Source organism: Halomonas sp. 3A7M (genome assembly GCF_014897875.1).
Classification (GTDB): domain Bacteria; phylum Pseudomonadota; class Gammaproteobacteria; order Pseudomonadales; family Halomonadaceae; genus Vreelandella.
In genome coordinates, this window is the sequence record NZ_JABUZD010000023.1 from 26444 (window position 1) to 42797 (window position 16354).

Here is a 16354-nt window from a genome sequence, read left to right on the forward strand (position 1 = left end):
CGTCAGGCAGTGCGTCCGCTCAGCACTACGTCGAACAGCGTGTCGTCCCCGCAGCGGAAAGAGCGCATCGTCGGGCGCAACGCATTCTCAAGGGTATCGATGGGCGTCATCTGCAGCCCAGGTCGGCCGGAACCGATCAGCAGCGGCGCAACCAGCAAATGCAAGCGGTCAACCGCGTTCGCTTCAATGAACTGCGAAACAGTGACGCCGCCGCCTTCTACCAATACCCGCGTAAGACCACGATCTGCCAGCAGGGCAATAACGTCGGTGGGACGGAACTGACCGTTGGTATCCAACGGCAGCACGCAGTGTTCGGCGGCCGTTGGCGCCACCGTTACCTCTGGCCCGGTGAGATGCAGCGTGGGGGCGGTAGACGAGGTGAACAGCGCCAAATCAACGGGCACACGTCCTCGTGGGTCAATCACCACTCGGGTGGGGTGTTTGCCCGCCACATGGCGCACGGTGAGTTGAGGATTATCAGCACTCGCCGTACCTGCGCCAATCACTACGGCATCTGCCAGCGCTCGCAGCCGGTGCAGATGCACCAAGCTTTCAACGCCATTGATGTAGTGGGAATGACCGCTTTCCGTAGCGATGCGCCCATCCAGGCTTTGCCCCAGTTGGGCAACCACCCAGCTCGAATGACGCACCAGTGGCAGCAAACACGTCAACAGCTCCTGAGCGGCGCTTGTGACTGCGTGGGGAGAGTGCCAACCGCCATGGGTATCAAGCGTCATAGTGGCGTCACTTTTGATGCCCTGTTGAGTGTCCAGCAACCATGCCCACGCTTGGTCGGTATCGATCGTCACTTCATTGGTGCCAGGCATGGTATCTCCACTCAAAAAACAGCAACTCATCATGCGGGGCCATGTTGCCCGACGCAAGCAAACGTTGTCCGCCCCAACCGGCAACTTGGAGGCCTACATGTATCACATTGAACGCGCTATTTTCGATATTCGCCGTGGATTGCCCGTGGTAATTAATACCGGAGAGCAACGTCTGTTGGTACAGGCTCTTGAAGGCAGTGTGTCGGTCGATTCACTGGCGAAACTCTCCGGCTCTCGGCCAGCGCTGGTATTAACGCGTCATCGCTTGCAGGCAATGGGCATGTCGCTTAAGGCGGATGCGGCCTGCTTACCGCTCACCGAGCAAATCAGTGAGCGTGATTTGCATCACCTTGCTGTGTCCAATGAAGCGTCGAAGGCTCATTCGCTTTTAAGCGGCCTGAAGCCTGCTGGCGTGGGAGAGAGAGGCGCTGTGGCACTTATGCGTCGTGCGCTATTGATACCGGCGGCGCTGTGCGCAGAGGTCAGTGCGACATCAGCCGAGAATATTGCTCAGCAGTTAGCAAAAGGCGAGCTGTTAGAAGTGAATGCCCGCGATGCAGAGACGTGTTTAGCCGGTGCCCCGGGGATGCTAAAGCGTGTCAGTGAAGCACGTATTCCCCTTGAAGATGCGCCTGAAAGCCGCTTCGTACTGTTTCGTGAACCTGATGGTCTGCGAGAGCATGTGGCCGTGGTGATTGGCGATTTGGCTACTATCCCTGGGGCGGTTCCTTTGCGTATGCACTCGGCTTGTCTCACCGGTGATCTGTTCGGCAGTCTGCGGTGTGACTGTGGCGAGCAGTTACGTAATGCGGTGGCCGATATTCAAGCGATGGGTGGCGGCGTACTGCTTTATTTAGCACAAGAGGGACGGGGAATTGGTTTAGCCAATAAGCTGCGCGCCTACACCTTGCAAGATGGCGGTTTAGACACCGTCGATGCCGACCAAGTGCTAGGGTTTGGCGACGACGAGCGGCAGTACGCCGTCGCGGTGGATATGCTCAATGCGCTAGAGATCGATAAAGTTCAGCTGTTGACCAACAACCCGCTAAAAATGGCAGCGCTGCGTGAAGGGGGTATTGAAGTCGTCTCACGTCAGGCGCTCTACGGTAGTGTGACGGATCACAATCACCGCTACCTAAGCGCCAAAGCCAACCGGGCAGGGCATTTTTTAGACGAAGTGCTTGAAGGTCGTGGGCGTTAATCTGGCGTTTTACCAGTGATAAGCGGTGGCAGGCGGGCGGTTTCGGCCACCACCTGCGCCAACTGAGTGGCGTAGTGCCTGACTAACCGTTCACCCAATGCTTGATGAGCACCCGTTGCATCACCGGCAACGCCGAACCTACTCAGGTCCTCGGCAAGCCAGGCAAACGCGGCGCTACCCTCTGGACTGACCAGGGCGTCACCTTTAGGCATTGCCGGTGGGGTAGGTTGGTAGCTGTCGAGCTGCACAAGCTCAGGCGCTAAATGCAGCATGATGGCGGTTTCCAATAATCCGCCATGCAATCCATAGCGCAGCTCATCGGCATTGATAGCACCTTCCAACGGCGGTAGCCGCGTATAGGTGGCTTTCACCACGCGCATTTCAAACTGCTTGCGTAGGGTCAGCGCGGCAAGATCCATCACGGCTTTATTGCCACCGTGGCTATTAATCAGCACCAGCTTTTTTATCCCTGCCTGGGCAATGCTTTCGCCGTAAGCCTCTAATGTCGCGATGGCGAGTGGAGCGGGCAGGCTAAGCGTTCCAGCAAAGCTGGCGTGTTCGTCGCTCGCACCGACGGCAATTGCTGGCAGACACAGCACGTCGAGTGCTGGGTCAATCATGTCTAACATGGCGGCTTGTAACCCTTCACCAATGATCAGATCGGTGCCCAGCGGTAGGTGAGTGCCGTGTTGCTCAATGGCCCCCAAGGTGATCACTGCGACTGGATCACCTTCGGCAATCGAGGCGAGCTGGGGAGCGGTGAGGGTTTGCCAGTGATAAATCATGCAGATTCTCTTGTTTTGAAAGCTATGTTTTAAAAGCCGTGTTTTAAAATCGTTTTTTGAAGAGTTATGCGGCTTCGTTTAACAGCGGATGGTCGGCGCGGCAGGCGTAGAGATCCCCAGAGGCTAAGCCGTCAACGCCATCGTTAAGCCATTGGGTAATGGTTTCAGGGGATTGCCAGGTTGCCCAGCGGAAGTGGCGCTGCTCACCGGCAATTGCATTGAAACGGTAGTCGCCAAGACGTGACAGCTGTTCAACGCAGGCATGGCTGACCTCTAACACGCCCGCAACAAATTCCACTGAAAGCGCTGCTACCGGGTGGTTAAGCCCCATCAGCACTTCTGCTTCAAACCCTTCAATATCAATTTTTATAAAGCTTGGTTCGCCGTAAGTGGCGATCAGTTGATCCAGTGTAGTGACTTCCACGCTTAGCTGCTGTTCCCATTGCACGTGCTGAAAGCCAGGGTTTCGTTCGCCCACCTGATGTCGCCATTCGGTCGCTAGGGTAGAGAGGGTCGGATTGCTAACACTGATAGCGATATCCGCATAGCCGGGTTGCGGTCCAGCGGCCAGTGGTAAGAGCGTGATGTTAGGCTGATTAAGTATCCGTTTAAACCATTTGGCCAGTGCTGGCTGTGGCTCTAATGCCACTACCTTAGCACCTAGCGAGTGGAAGGCGGCACTACGGTCGCCTAAGTGAGCGCCAATATCAAAAGCGATATCGCCCGGTTGAATAAACGGACGATATAACTGTTTCAGACCCCTTTGCCTTCCTGGCCGCCAGTAAATAAACAGTGAACGCACCATACCGCTGGCACTGCGCAGCCGATGAAAAAAAGCAGAAGGCATTAGTGGGGCTCCTTAGTGGGTGGTGCATGCTCGGTTTTTATCTGGACGTGATGGCGAAACGACTGGCAGGGCATATCGCCTGGCTGTTCTTGGGGAGGCGCTAGAGCAAGTGTTAGCGACGAGCGAGCTAAGGTGGCAATGGATTGATGACTGCGGCTTTCTAACGCGGCAAACTCCTCCAAAAGTGGTGGTTGTTGTGCTGAACTGGGTGTTTGCAGTAAGCCGAACTTGCGGCTAACGAGGCCTCCCCAAGTGGCACTGCTAGAATATTTCACCAGTGGAGCGGCTCCAATCAGCCCCAGCCATGCGGGGGTTAACCAACCAAACGCAGAGGGTGAAAAGAGTATCATCGTGCCTGCCCAAGCAATACCACACAGCGTCATCCACCCAGTGTGGTGCCATGTTTCTCGCCAGCTTAGCGAACGCTCTCCCCGGTGTTGGGTTTGCCAGTCAATGGCTCGGCCAATCAACACGTTGATGATAAATAAGCTATGCCACGCCATCATCAGTGGTGCAATCAATGCAGCAAACAGAATTTCCAAGAGTGTGCTGGTGACAAGCTTGAGTCGCCCGCCGTAAGCATGGGGGCATTGCCAGAACGTTAGTAATAGCCCCAACAGCTTGGGCGCAATCAGCATACCCAGCGTTACACTTAACAGACTCAGAGAGAGGGCTTCAGGCAAAGGCGGGTTTGACGTGGTCTCAATGGCTTGATAACCCACCATCAGGCTGGTGCAGAGCAGAAGCCCAAGCCAAACAAGCGAAGAAAGGTAGGCAAACGCGCCGAATAAAAAGTGTAGCCGACTAATCGGGTGAAAACCGGCGCCGGTGAGTAAGCGTAAGTGCTGCAGGTTGCCCTGTAGCCAGCGGCGATCACGCTTGGCAAAGTCGAGCATGTTACTCGGCATAGCTTCAAAGCTGTTGTGTGACGCGCTAGCGTAAGGGTTATGGCGAGATACGGCGGTGGTCGCAGAGGTATCCAGTAACACCTGCCAGCCGCCCCGTTTCAAGAGAGCCGCTTCGACGAAATCGTGGCTTAATAGCTCCCCTCCCAGCGGTGGCTTACCTGAAAGGATAGGTAACCCGGCATGGGCCATAAAGGCCCGAGTGCGAATAATCGCATTGTGGCCCCAGTAATTCGCCGCATCGCCCTGCCAGAAGCTTTGGCCAGTTGCCAGCATCGGGCTGTAGAGTGCTGAGGCTAGCTGGGTAAAACGTCCAAATAGCGTGCGTTGGCCAACAGGGATAGGCACCGTTTGAATAAGCCCTACGCTGGGTTGCCGCTGCATCCGGTGGACTAAGTGCAGCAGTGTAGCGCCACTCATTAGGCTGTCGGCATCTAGCACCACCAAGTAGTCATAGCGGCGGCCCCAGCGGCGGCAAAACTCTGCGATATTGCCTGCTTTGCGGCCATCATTATTAGGGCGTCGCCGATAATGAACGGCTATCTGTCCGGCCAGGCGCTGTTGCAAGGCAGCCACATGGGCCGCTTCGATGTCTGCCATGGCCGACTCATGAGTATCGCTCAATACAAACACTTCAAAGTATTTGTTGATAGCACTGGGTGTTCCTGCACCATACGCTTCTGCTTGCTGGAGAAGTGAATGACACGTTGCTTCTAGCCCTGCAATGGTCGGGATGGGAGGTTCTGCATAAATAGGCATTATTAGCGCGGTGCGGCTGATTAACAGGCTAGCATTGGGGTTTTCAATGGCTTGGCGACGTAAGCTGAGTGGATCGCGGCGTAGCGCACAAAGCACAAAGCCACATAGTGCCCCCCAGAAAGCCAGCGCTATCCAAGTAAACGTTAATGCAAATAGGATCAACATGGTGAGCTGCCAGCCAATGGCAAAGTTGGCAACGACCTTCGCCATCGCGATACAGCCACCAATGCTGGTGGCTAACACCGTGAAAGCAAAGAAGGCTCTACGACCGTTAAGCCAGGGCATCGAAGGCCGCAACGCGTGGAGATCAGGCATCGGGATACCACACGTAATTCCAGGTTTCAGTAATCGGCTCTCCTTCAACCATCAGCCGTAGCCGGATATCACTAGGCTCGCTGCTGGGGGGCAGTCGGAAAGTGGCCCGTTGTCCGTTGTTGGGTAGTGTTTTAACTTGAGGTAGTAATACCTCGCCATTGAGCACGCTGATGTCCAACTCGATTGGCTCGCTTGATGTCAGGTCATCCAGTTTGCCGCCCTGGAAGTCGACAATAAATTGGCGCTGATCAGCAGAGGGGGAGTCGGCCTCGCCTGGAACCGCTGCGTTTCCATGGCGGGTGCGCACAACCTTGCCCAGTGAATTAGCCTCGGGCTGTTCATTGAGCGTAAACGTTCGATAGTGAAGGTGGCGAGACTCGCCAGCAGTGAGCGCCTCCTCGGCCACCCAATAAGCCACTATATTGTCGTGAGTCTCATCTGGCGTGGGAATTTCGACGAGTTCTACATGCCCTGGTCCCCAGTCAGCAAGGGGTTCGACCCACTGGCTGGGGCGGCGATGGTAGTGGGCTTCAAGGTCTAGGTAGCGGTTAAAGTCCCGCTCCCGCTGCATTAGACCAAACCCAGAAGGGGAGTCGTCCATAAACGCTGATACGCGAAGCGATGAGGGGTTTTGCAACGGCCGCCAAATCCACTCGTCGGCCCCCGTGTGGATTAGCAAACCATCAGAATCATGTACCTGGGGACGAAAGTCATCAGCTCGTTCGGTGCCGGCTTCCCCAAAGGTGAACATGCTGGTGAGCGGCGCAACCCCTAGCTTTGCTATATCAGAACGTGCAAACAGCGTTGCTTCTACATCTGCCTCGGTGCTCTCGCCCGGCGTTAACGTAATGCGGTAGGCACCGCTTAGCGATGGGCTATCCATGAGGGCGAGTAGCGTAATGCTGTCAGAATCTTCATCAGGCTTGTAGAGCCAGAATTCACGAAATTCGGGAAACTCTTCACCACTGGCTAATGCGGTATCAATGGCAAGGCCACGGGTAGAAAGGCCGTAGGCTTGGTCGCGTCCTACTAAACGGAAGTAACTTGCGCCAAGGAAAACAGCAAATTCATCGGCATAATCATCACTATTGATAGGATAGTGCAGCCTAAAACCGGCATGACCGCTGCCCGTTAAATCATGCTCTAACAAACGGTTGGCATCGCCATCGTACTGAAAGTCATCGGCCGAGAAAGAGAGTGGTTCAACGTCACCATCGTCGATCACATTAATCGTGACGGGGGTTTGAAATATAAATCCGCTATGAAATAGCTGCATACTGAAAGGGCTTTCATCGCGCCAGTAGGCTCGCTCGGGATTGAAACGGATTTGTCGATACAGGTCGTAATTTAACGACGTCAGAGCGCTGGGAAGCGTCTCATGCGGGGGCTGGTAAGGCGCATCGGCTAAGGTTTTAGCACGCTCAATAACGTGGTCAAAAACATCATCATCGTTAGCAATCGCAGAAAAGGCGATCAAGCAGTTGAATGACAACATCCATTTTGCTGCAGTACGAACACTCATGAGCGAGTTCCTTTCGATTGCATGCCAACATGGTAACCATAAAATCAGTATATGAAATATTTCAACAAAAGTTATACCATTGATCCTATTGGTATATGATTTTTATGGTCGTGTGCAAGCTTTAAACTCCATTAAGCGTGTAATGTTTAGGTGATTGCTATGCTGTTGAAGCGCTGATGATTCGTCTTCTACTCACATGTATAACGCTCAACTTTCTACTGGTATTGCCGCTTTGGTGGCGTTTCGGTGAGATTGGCTCTCCTCTAATTGCTTGGGAAGCATGGCTTATAGCCCCTGTAATGCTACTTATTCGCCCTGGTAGCTTACGTCGCTGGTTGGCTATTTTGTTGGTAGGTTGGCTGGCGTTGGTATCGGCAGCCAACCTAGGTGATGCCGCGACACACACCGCGTTTGGGCGATCACTTAATCTCTATCTGGACGTGCCTTTGGTGCGCTCTATCTACCATTTGCTAGTAGGTAATGTAGGTCAACTGGCAGCAATTTTCCTGATGTTGTTGGGCAGTGCGGCCCTGCTAGGTAGTTTATGGGTGATGCTGCGATTGCTGCTGCCTGCTAAGCCTCTATCGGTGAGGCGTGCTTCAGGTGCTCTAGCCATCCTCGTGATGATCACCGCAGCAGGTTTCGCGGTTTCCGAGGCTAACGGCAAGCGATTGGTCGCTAAATCAACGCTGCCTGCTGTTAACACCACGCGTTTCCAGTGGGAACAGGTAGTGGCGACTCATCGGGCGAGAGTGGCGTTTAGCGAACAGCTGCAGGCGTCACCGTTAGAGCCTAGCCCATTACCCGGTTTGTTGGGGCGCAATGTCTTATTAACGTTTATTGAATCTTATGGTGTATCGGCCATTAATGATGCTCGCTACAGCAGTGTCGTACTGCCTACGCTAGATGACATACAGCAACGTTTGGGTCAGCGCGATCTACACGCTGTTTCGGGGTTGCTAGAAGCGCCTATTCGGGGAGGTCAGTCTTGGCTTGCTCATGCCACGGCGCTAAGCGGTCGCTGGATTGATAATCAGCTATGGTATCGGCTGATGCTGGAAAGCGGTCATTCAACGCTGATTAGTGATTTTAGTAGCACTGGGCAGCGGACGCTTAGTGTCATGCCAGCCATTACGTTGGCTTGGCCAGAAGGGCTGGCCTACGGATTTGATGAGATTGCAGCAGCGAAAGATTTACCCTATGCCGGGCCAGCGCTGAACTGGGTCACAATGCCCGATCAGTTCACGCTGGATTACACCCAGCGACATTTGTTAGGCGAAGCGCCGGTATTCGCGCAACTTGCACTTATCTCTAGCCACGCGCCATGGACACCAATTTTACCCGTTTTCGAAGACTGGTCGATGATAGGCGATGGGCGTATTTTTGCCCCTTGGGAGGAGGCCGGTGATCCGCCAGAAGTGCTTTGGCAGGATATTGAGCGTATCCGCGACCATTACGCTTGGTCGATAGACTACGCTGTGAAGGTCACTGGGCGTTGGGCCGAGCGAGTGGTTGATGACAACACTCTATTGATTGTACTGGGAGATCATCAGGCGGCACCGCTGATTACCGGCGACAACGCCAGTGCAGCGGTGCCCGTGCATGTGATTAGCGGTGACCCCCGACTCTTAGCACCTTTCAAGGTACGTGGTTTTATTGATGGCATGCTGCCGTCACTGGAAAGCCCTGAGGAAGCCGCGAAAATGAGCCAGCTGCGTCATTGGTTACAGCAAGATTTCGGCACGCCAGCATTAACTTCTTCTGGGTCAACGACTGAGACGACACCATGACCTAGCCTGTCATCCTTAGCAGTTGCTCAGTTGCTCAGTTGCTCAGTTGCTCAGTTGCTCAGTTGCTCCTGCGCCTAGCGCCGTCGCGAAGTTTGCTGCAGCAAATGCTGGCGTGGTTGGAGGGGGGCGATACTTAGTTGTTACCAGAGCCAACTGCCAGGACGAGCCGGCGGCTCTCCCTTGCGCACTGCGAGCCAGCCAATAATACAGCGCACACCAAGCCACACGGCTAATAGTGGCCATAGCAAGGTGCCTACTAACATCAAGCTAAGGGTAAAGGTGGCGATAAAGTAGAGGCAGCCTATCCAAAAAGTCCGGATCAAATAGCGGTAGTGCGCTTGCAACCACGGCGCGGCCTCTTTGCGATATACGTAAGCGACTATAACGCCAATCAACAGTGTAATATTGGCTGTTACTAGACCCGCTAAGTAGAGCGCGTAAATGATCTGGGGTGGGCGCGTTTCCTCAGTGGGACTATAACGCTGGGTCATAAATTACCTCGTTACCCGTTAGTAAATCCGAAATTCTCTGGCGTTTGCCAGCCCTTGCTGTTGCTCTATGACCTTGCGATAGCGTTTGTATTCCCACTGATACTGCGTTGGGTCAAGCGCAATTGACGCTTCTACGCTGGCATTAACACCAGTGGCTGAGACCACATCATCGGCGCTGTAAACCTGCTCATCGGCGTCAAGGAAATGAATTTCAAACCCCTTGCCGGGCACCCGTAAGGCAACGCCAGTGACTACTCTTGCCTGAGTGCGGGCGACCAGTTTCGGTAGCAGCGTTGCCGTATAGGCATCGCGCCCATAAAAAGGGGCAAATACACCGCTACCCCAGTTCGGTTCTTGATCCGGTAAGATGCCAATAGCTTCGCTACGCTTAAGCGCTTTGAGAAGGGCAGCGACGCCTCTGGCGTTGGTGGGTACCAAGCTGGCTCCCATGCGCTCACGGCCATGGCGAATAATAGGCTCAAGGTCGGCAATTTTGGGGGGTTCGTACATGGCGGTAAAAGGGAAGTGGCTGGAGAGCCAAAAATTAAGCACCTCCCAGTTACCAAAGTGCGGAGCAAGCACAATGACGCCGCGGCCATCGGCGCGGGCGCTGTCTAGCTTATCTCGGCCATGAACCGACAAAATGCTGGCTGCTACTTTTTCGGGCGCAGCCATCCACGCATGGCCAAGTTCCAGCATTGTCGCCGCCGAGTGGCGCAGGCTTTGTATGGCAAGGGCTTTGCGCTGGCTGGCAGTGGCTTCTGGGTTAACCACTGCCAGATTGATTTCCGTCACCTGACGCTCTCGTTTGCTAAAGCGATAGACCAGCGGACCTAACCGCACGGCGATACGCCATAGCACGCCAAGTGGCCAGCGCGCCAGGAGCTTCCAAAGGGCTATGATGGCACGTGCTTGGAAACGTGATTTTTTAGACGGTGACTGCTCTGTCATAAATTACAGGAACCAGCTATCAACGTTGGTTGGCGCACGCTTCTCCTGCAGACCCTTAAAGCCTTTCACACAGCGAACAATAAACCATACGGCCAACGCCAATAGCATGGGGATGCCAATCAGAATAAACGTTAGCAACGTGGCGATGCTGCCGTAGAGCAGCCCAATCCAAAACGTACGGATCTGGTAACGGTAGTGCTCATCTAGCCATTCAGGTCCTTTACCACGATAGACATAGGCGATAACGATGCCGACCAGCGAGGTAAACCCTACCAAAAAGCTTGCCAAATAAAGCGCGTAAATCACCATCGCCATGGTGGTATCCGGCTGTTCTGAAGACGTACTGTCGTTAATTACTTCACCTTCTAAAGGTGCTTTGTTGGCATCGTCGCGCATAACCGATCCTTTTTGCTATTCGCCATGAGGCGTCCCCGAGGACGCCGTTAAAGCTCACTATGATAGCGCGGCTGGCGCGGCTTATCATTAGCGGGTAGCAGGTCGGCAAATTTCCAGCAAATTACCGTCTGGGTCGCGTAAGTAAATCGACTCAATTGGACCATTAGCGCCTTGGCGAGCAACTGGGCCAAGCTCTACGTCAATAGCAAGTGCATCTAAGTGCTGTTTGAACTCATCCAGCGGCAGTTGGCAGCGCAGGCATAAATCCAGGCTGCCTGGGGTAGGGGTGGCAGAAACAGGCGCAATATCAGTGTCGGTTTGATGCAGGCGCAGTGCCGTGTCGCCTAGCATAAGATCTACCCGCTGTGCGTCTCGGTAGCGCACGTCTAACCCCAGCACACGGGAGTAAAAATCCACGGCGCGACCCATATCAGTCACCGTAACTACAAGATGGTCAAAACCTGAGAGCATGCCACTTTCCTTAAAACAAACGTAAAACATGAGAATACGATGATGCGACGCTGCCCGCTATGCTATACGCCTGAACCGGCGCTTTATCACCAAGACCGTCGCCGCGATTACTACCAGTGTGCCACGTGCGCCTTGGTGTTTGTGCCTGCCGAGCAGCATTTAGATGCGCATCAAGAAAAGGCAGAATACGACCAGCATCAGAATTCGCCGCATGATACGGGATATCGGCGTTTTTTGGGGCGTTTATTTGCTCCGTTAGTGGCTAAGCTACCACAAGATTCCCAAGGGCTAGACTTTGGCTGTGGCCCAGGGCCTACGCTGTCGGCGATGTTTGAGGAGGTGGGGTTTGCGATGGCGGTTTACGATATTTTTTACGCCCCTGACGTTGAAGTACTAAACCGCCAGTATGACTTTATTACGGCCACCGAGGTGTTAGAGCATCTCGCGAGGCCAGGCGAAGAGCTTAGTCAACTGGTCGAGAAAATAGTCCCTGGGGGCTATCTTGGGGTCATGACAAAGCGTGTCAGTACCCCAGCAGCATTTGCCCGCTGGCACTATATAAACGACCCGACGCATGTGAGTTTTTTCAGCGAAGCGACGTTTTGTTGGATAGCCGAACGTTGGGGCATGGTGGTGGAATTTCCCGCAGCGGATGTGGTGTTGCTCCGCCGCAGACCATTAACTTGATGATTCGGTGCCAGAGTTCATGACTCATGCCATCTGGCCGATGGCCTTGCGAAAACGCGATAAAGAAAAAGCGAATAGAACGCTACCGATCAACAGCAGCAGCAGAAACTGAGGCCATACTACGTTTATCCCCGCACCTCGATAAAGGATTGCCTGACCCAGTTCGACGAAGTGAGTGGTTGGTGCGAGCAGCATGATGTGCTGGACAATTTCCGGCATGCTTTCGCGTGGTGTCGTACCCCCGGATAGCAGTTGCAGGGGCAGCAGTACCAGCACCATTAGCATGCCAAATTGTGGCATGTTGCGTGCAAGGGTGGCGAGAAAGATGCCCATAGAGGTGGTCGCGAAGAGGTGGAGCGCTGCCCCCACAGCGAACAGTGTCACTGAGCCTGCTATGGGTACCTGTAAGGCCCAGCTAACAACTAAATAGAGCGAAAGCAGTGCGGAGACCAGAACCACTAGACCCATTGACCAGACCTTGGCCAGCATAATTTCTGCCGGGGTGACTGGCATTGCCAGTAGATGCTCAATGGTACCGTGCTCTCGTTCGCGTATCAGCGCTGCGCCAGTGAGAATGATAGAGAGCATGGTAATGTTATCGATGATGGACATCAGCGATCCGAACCAAGCTTTTTCGAGCCCAGGATTGAAGCGCGCTCGTAGTACTAGGTCGACGGGTGGGGCGCTAGAGTTGCGGTAACGTTGAGTAAACGCGTTGATCTCGTCCATGACGATTTGCTGGATATAGCCATTGCCAGTAAACGCTTGGCTCATGCGTGTGGCATCGATATTGAGTTGAATCTGAGGGGCGTGACCAGCCAGTACGTTGCGCTGAAAATCGGGTGGTATGTTGAGGACGAAAGTGTACTGGCCTGCATCTAGCCCAGGGTCAATCTCACGAAGTGAGATCTTGTCTGGGATAGCGAATTGGGGGGGATAGAACGCCGTGATAATACGAGATGATAGCGGCGAGTTATCTTCATCAACGATGGCGATGGGAGCCATGTGGAGACTTTCGGGCAACGCGGTCGCCTTGGTGTAGACCGAGATACTGCACACGTAAGCGATCAGAATTAGCATAATCGGGTCGCGGATCAGGCTCCATAGTTCCTTGACGCCCAGCCGGTAGATAGTCAAGACACTATGCATCTCAGCGCTCCTGGTTTTTTAACAGGAAAATAGACAGTCCCATGATCGTTGGAACTGCGATCAACAGTGGGACAAACAGGGTATAGAGGTCGCCAAGCCCCAGCGCTTTGCTAAATACACCGCGCGTGATGGTTAACATGTAGGAGGTGGGGTAGATGGTGCCAATGAAACGCCCCACGCCTTCTAGTGAGCTGACCGGATCGATCATTCCTGAGAATTGCACGGCGGGAATCAACGTGCCGATGATGGCGAAGAACATCGCTGCTATTTGGCTGCGCGTCAACGTCGAGGCGAGCAGTCCCATGCCCGTTGCGATAATGCTGTAGATCACTACTGCTAACAGCAGCGTCAGGAAGCTGCCTTTGATGGGCACATCAAATAGCGTGACCGCGAGTAATGCCATTAGCAGAAAATTGATGATAGCGAGAGCGATATAAGGCAACTGCTTGCCGACTAGGAATTCGCTACGAGTGACAGGCGTGACGTAGAGGTTGATGATCGACCCGAGTTCTTTTTCCCGCACGACGGCCAGCGCGGTCAGCATCGCCGGTAGCATCATTAATAGAAGAGGGATGACTGCTGGCACCATGGCTGGCAGGCTCTGAACATCAGGATTGTAGCGAAAGCGGGTTTCGACATTAGCAGCGGGGGCAGTGACATTAGTCGCGGCTTGCCCTGCTTGCTCGAGTAGCCACTGTCGATGGATACCCTGCACGTAGCCGCGTGCGGTTTCAGCACGCTGGGGCATCGCACCATCAATCCAGGCGCCGATTTCAACCTGGCTTCCTCGCTTCACATCACGGCCAAAGCCAGGAGGGATTTCAATGGCCAGGGTGAGCTTGCCACTGCGCATGCGCTTGTCCATATCTGCGTAATCAATCAATGGCGGTTGCTCGATAAAGTAGCGGGAGCCAGACAGATTCATCGCATAGCTATTGCTCAGGGTCGTCTGGTCGCGGTCAAGGATGGCATAGCTGAGATCCTCCACGTCCAGGCTGATGCCGTAGCCAATGACCAACATCAGGATGAGTGAGCCAAGCAGGGCAAGGGTGCCGCGCACCGGGTCGCGACGAAGCTCCAGCGATTCTCGCCAAGTGTAGCTAAGTAGACGCTGGAGACTAAAAGCGCTGTGTTTTACGCCGTTATGAGGCAGGGTGGGCGGTGTCGTGGTCACTGAGTTGGGCGTTGCCTCGGGTGCTTCCTGGTCCTGTTCGTCGGCGCCTGCTTCGGTCAAATAGCCGATGAACGCCTCTTCCAGAGTCGCTGCTCCACGTTTTTTCACCAGTGCCGCAGGCGTGTCGCTATCGAGCACTTGACCGGCGTGCATCATCGACATGCGATCACAGCGCTCGGCTTCATTCATGAAATGGGTAGAAATGAAAATGGTCACCCGGTCACGGCGCGCTAGCTCAATCATCAGCCGCCAGAAGTTGTCGCGGGCAACGGGATCAACCCCAGAAGTCGGCTCATCCAGGATGAGTAGTTCGGGCTTGTGGACCATCGCCACCGCCAGGGAAAGACGCTGACGGATGCCGAGTGGCAAACTTTCCGGCAGGCTGCCGCGTACCTCTTGTAGGTCGAAGCGTTTCACCATCTCATCCACGCGGGTGGCTATCTCCGCTTGAGGGACCTGGAAAAGGCGGGCGTGTAAGATTAGGTTTTGCTCAACGGTTAGTTCGCCATACAGTGAGAACGCCTGGGACATGTAGCCCACACGGCGGCGGGTGTCGATATCGCGGGTATCCACCTGTTTGCCGAACAGCCACGCCTGGCCTTCACTGGCCGGCAACAGACCGGTAAGCATCTTCATGGTGGTTGATTTGCCACAACCATTGGAGCCAAGAAAGCCGAAAATCTCGCCACGCCGGATCCGAAAGCTGACGTGGTCGACGGCGACAAAATCGCCAAAGCGCATGGTGAGGCCCTTAGCCTCAATGGCGACTTCATCGTCATCTTGTGCCAACGGCGGAATATGCACTGGTGCGTAGTCGCGTTTTTTCTCTTCCGGTAGCAGGGCGATAAAGGCAGCTTCCAGGGAGTTACTGGCAGTACGCTCTAGCAATGTCGCTGGCGTTCCGGTAGCCAGAATTTTGCCGTCGTCCATGGCCACTAGCCAGTCGAAGCGCTGGGCTTCATCCATGTAAGCGGTCGCGACCACCACGCTCATCTGTGGTCGTTGGCGACGTATACGTGCGATCAACTCCCAGAACTGGGCGCGGGCCAATGGATCGACGCCGGTGGTTGGTTCGTCGAGGATCAATAAATCGGGGTCATGGATCAGCGCGCAGCATAACCCCAGCTTCTGCTTCATACCGCCGGAAAGTTTGCCTGCTGGGCGGCCAAGGAATCTGTGCAGCCCCGTACTACGGGTTAAATCGTCGATTCGGCGACGTCGTTCGGCATGCTCATGGCCGAAGAGGCGGGCAAAGAACTGTAGGTTTTCCTCTACTGAAAGCGTCGGGTAGAGGTTCTTGCCCAACCCTTGGGGCATATAGGCAATGCGCGGGCAGATAGTGTCGCGATGACGCTTGTTGGCCATATTGCCGCCGAGCACTTCCACTTGCCCTTCTTGGATCGCGCGTGCCCCCGCAATAAGCGCTAACAGGCTGGATTTTCCAACGCCATCAGGCCCTATCAGCCCAACCATGCTGCCCGCAGGGATTTCTAGATCGATGCCCGCCAGGGCAACCTGCTTACCATAGTGCAGCTGGATGGCTGATAGTATTACTACCGCTGGCGTAGGTGATGAGGGCGGTGTTGCTATCATTGTGGTACCCGAACAGCCAACTCAGCAGGCCACTCTGCGTCGGGGTCAAGCTTAACCCAGGCTTCCCCAGGGACACCGGTTTTAACTTGCTCAAGATGACGTTGTAGAAGGTCTCGATCAATCTGTGCTTTCACTCGGAACATTAATTTTTGTCGTTCCGAAGCGGTCTCTACCGTCTTAGGCGTAAATTGTGCCGTGCTGGCGACAAACGAGATGCGTGCCGGTATGACTAGGTCAGGTGCCGCATCCAGGATGATACGTGCCTCGCTGCCCAGCGCTACACGACCTGCTTGTTCGGCAGGTAAGAAGAACGTCATGTGTACGTCGCTAAGATCGACCAGGTTCAGCACTCGCCCTCCACCTGGAAGTACCTCGCCAGGCTGGGCAATACGGAATTGTACGCGCCCTGCACGAGGCGCAACCAACTGACTGTCGGTGATGTCTGCATCGATACGCGTGATGGTGGCTTCGGCGGCAGTAACCGCAGAGCG

General features: G+C 54.5%; 15 protein-coding genes. 3 read left to right on the forward strand and 12 right to left on the reverse strand.

Annotated elements, in window-relative coordinates; genetic code table 11:
- Positions 1-2: 2 nt before the first annotated feature.
- Positions 3-860 carry a RibD family protein gene (locus tag INT19_RS19325; RefSeq protein WP_319022070.1) on the reverse strand — a complete coding sequence of 286 codons (858 nt, stop codon included), beginning with the start codon at positions 858-860 and terminating at the stop codon, positions 3-5.
- Positions 861-924: 64 nt separating this feature from the next.
- Here INT19_RS19325 and ribA point away from each other — a divergent pair, with 64 nt between their 5' ends.
- Positions 925-2028, forward strand: coding sequence for a GTP cyclohydrolase II RibA (gene ribA / locus INT19_RS01730; RefSeq protein ID WP_193059477.1), 1104 nt, complete (start codon positions 925-927; stop codon positions 2026-2028).
- Here ribA and INT19_RS01735 read toward each other — a convergent pair.
- From INT19_RS01735 to INT19_RS01750, 4 genes are all read right to left on the reverse strand, one after another.
- Positions 2025-2813, reverse strand: coding sequence for a creatininase family protein (locus INT19_RS01735; RefSeq protein ID WP_193059478.1), 789 nt, complete (start codon positions 2811-2813; stop codon positions 2025-2027). The genes ribA and INT19_RS01735 overlap by 4 nt on opposite strands.
- Before the next feature lie 64 nt (positions 2814-2877).
- Positions 2878-3660 (reverse strand): FkbM family methyltransferase, encoded by a 783-nt coding sequence (locus INT19_RS01740; RefSeq protein ID WP_193059479.1) that lies wholly within the window; start codon positions 3658-3660, stop codon positions 2878-2880.
- A complete protein-coding gene (gene mdoH / locus INT19_RS01745; protein WP_193059480.1) occupies positions 3660-5639 on the reverse strand; it encodes a glucans biosynthesis glucosyltransferase MdoH in 1980 nt (659 codons plus the stop codon). Before mdoH ends, INT19_RS01740 begins: the two co-directional genes overlap by 1 nt.
- Positions 5632-7161, reverse strand: a complete 1530-nt coding sequence (locus INT19_RS01750; protein WP_193059481.1) for a glucan biosynthesis protein — start codon at positions 7159-7161, stop codon at positions 5632-5634. The genes mdoH and INT19_RS01750 overlap by 8 nt, the downstream gene beginning before the upstream one ends.
- A gap of 176 nt (positions 7162-7337) precedes the next feature.
- On the opposite strand from INT19_RS01750, the gene INT19_RS01755 reads away from it, so the two are divergent.
- The gene (locus INT19_RS01755; RefSeq protein WP_193059482.1) at positions 7338-8951 is read left to right on the forward strand and encodes an alkaline phosphatase; all 1614 of its coding nucleotides are present in this window, start codon (positions 7338-7340) and stop codon (positions 8949-8951) included.
- 140 nt (positions 8952-9091) lie between these two features.
- On the opposite strand, the gene INT19_RS01760 is transcribed toward INT19_RS01755, so the two are convergent.
- From INT19_RS01760 to INT19_RS01775, 4 genes are all read right to left on the reverse strand, one after another.
- Complete coding sequence (locus INT19_RS01760) at positions 9092-9442, reverse strand: DUF4870 family protein (RefSeq protein ID WP_193059483.1); 351 nt, start codon at positions 9440-9442, stop codon at positions 9092-9094.
- A gap of 18 nt (positions 9443-9460) precedes the next feature.
- Positions 9461-10393 (reverse strand): lysophospholipid acyltransferase family protein, encoded by a 933-nt coding sequence (locus INT19_RS01765; RefSeq protein ID WP_193059484.1) that lies wholly within the window; start codon positions 10391-10393, stop codon positions 9461-9463.
- A gap of 3 nt (positions 10394-10396) precedes the next feature.
- A complete protein-coding gene (locus INT19_RS01770) occupies positions 10397-10789 on the reverse strand; it encodes a DUF4870 family protein (protein WP_193059485.1) in 393 nt (130 codons plus the stop codon).
- 87 nt (positions 10790-10876) lie between these two features.
- Positions 10877-11260 (reverse strand): VOC family protein, encoded by a 384-nt coding sequence (locus INT19_RS01775; protein ID WP_038482244.1) that lies wholly within the window; start codon positions 11258-11260, stop codon positions 10877-10879.
- A gap of 39 nt (positions 11261-11299) precedes the next feature.
- Between INT19_RS01775 and INT19_RS01780 the strand changes: the two genes are divergently transcribed.
- On the forward strand, positions 11300-11947 hold the full coding sequence (locus INT19_RS01780) for a class I SAM-dependent methyltransferase (protein WP_193059486.1): 648 nt from the start codon (positions 11300-11302) through the stop codon (positions 11945-11947).
- Positions 11948-11971: 24 nt separating this feature from the next.
- On the opposite strand, the gene INT19_RS01785 is transcribed toward INT19_RS01780, so the two are convergent.
- The 3 genes from INT19_RS01785 to INT19_RS01795 form a co-directional block, all read right to left on the reverse strand.
- A complete protein-coding gene (locus INT19_RS01785; RefSeq protein WP_193059487.1) occupies positions 11972-13096 on the reverse strand; it encodes an ABC transporter permease in 1125 nt (374 codons plus the stop codon).
- Between the two features lies 1 nt (position 13097).
- Positions 13098-15863: a ribosome-associated ATPase/putative transporter RbbA gene (gene rbbA, locus INT19_RS01790; protein ID WP_193059488.1), complete on the reverse strand. Its 2766-nt coding sequence runs from the start codon at positions 15861-15863 to the stop codon at positions 13098-13100.
- Positions 15860-16354: HlyD family secretion protein (locus tag INT19_RS01795; RefSeq protein WP_193059489.1), on the reverse strand; the 495-nt coding region annotated here is incomplete at its 5' end. The genes rbbA and INT19_RS01795, both read right to left, overlap by 4 nt.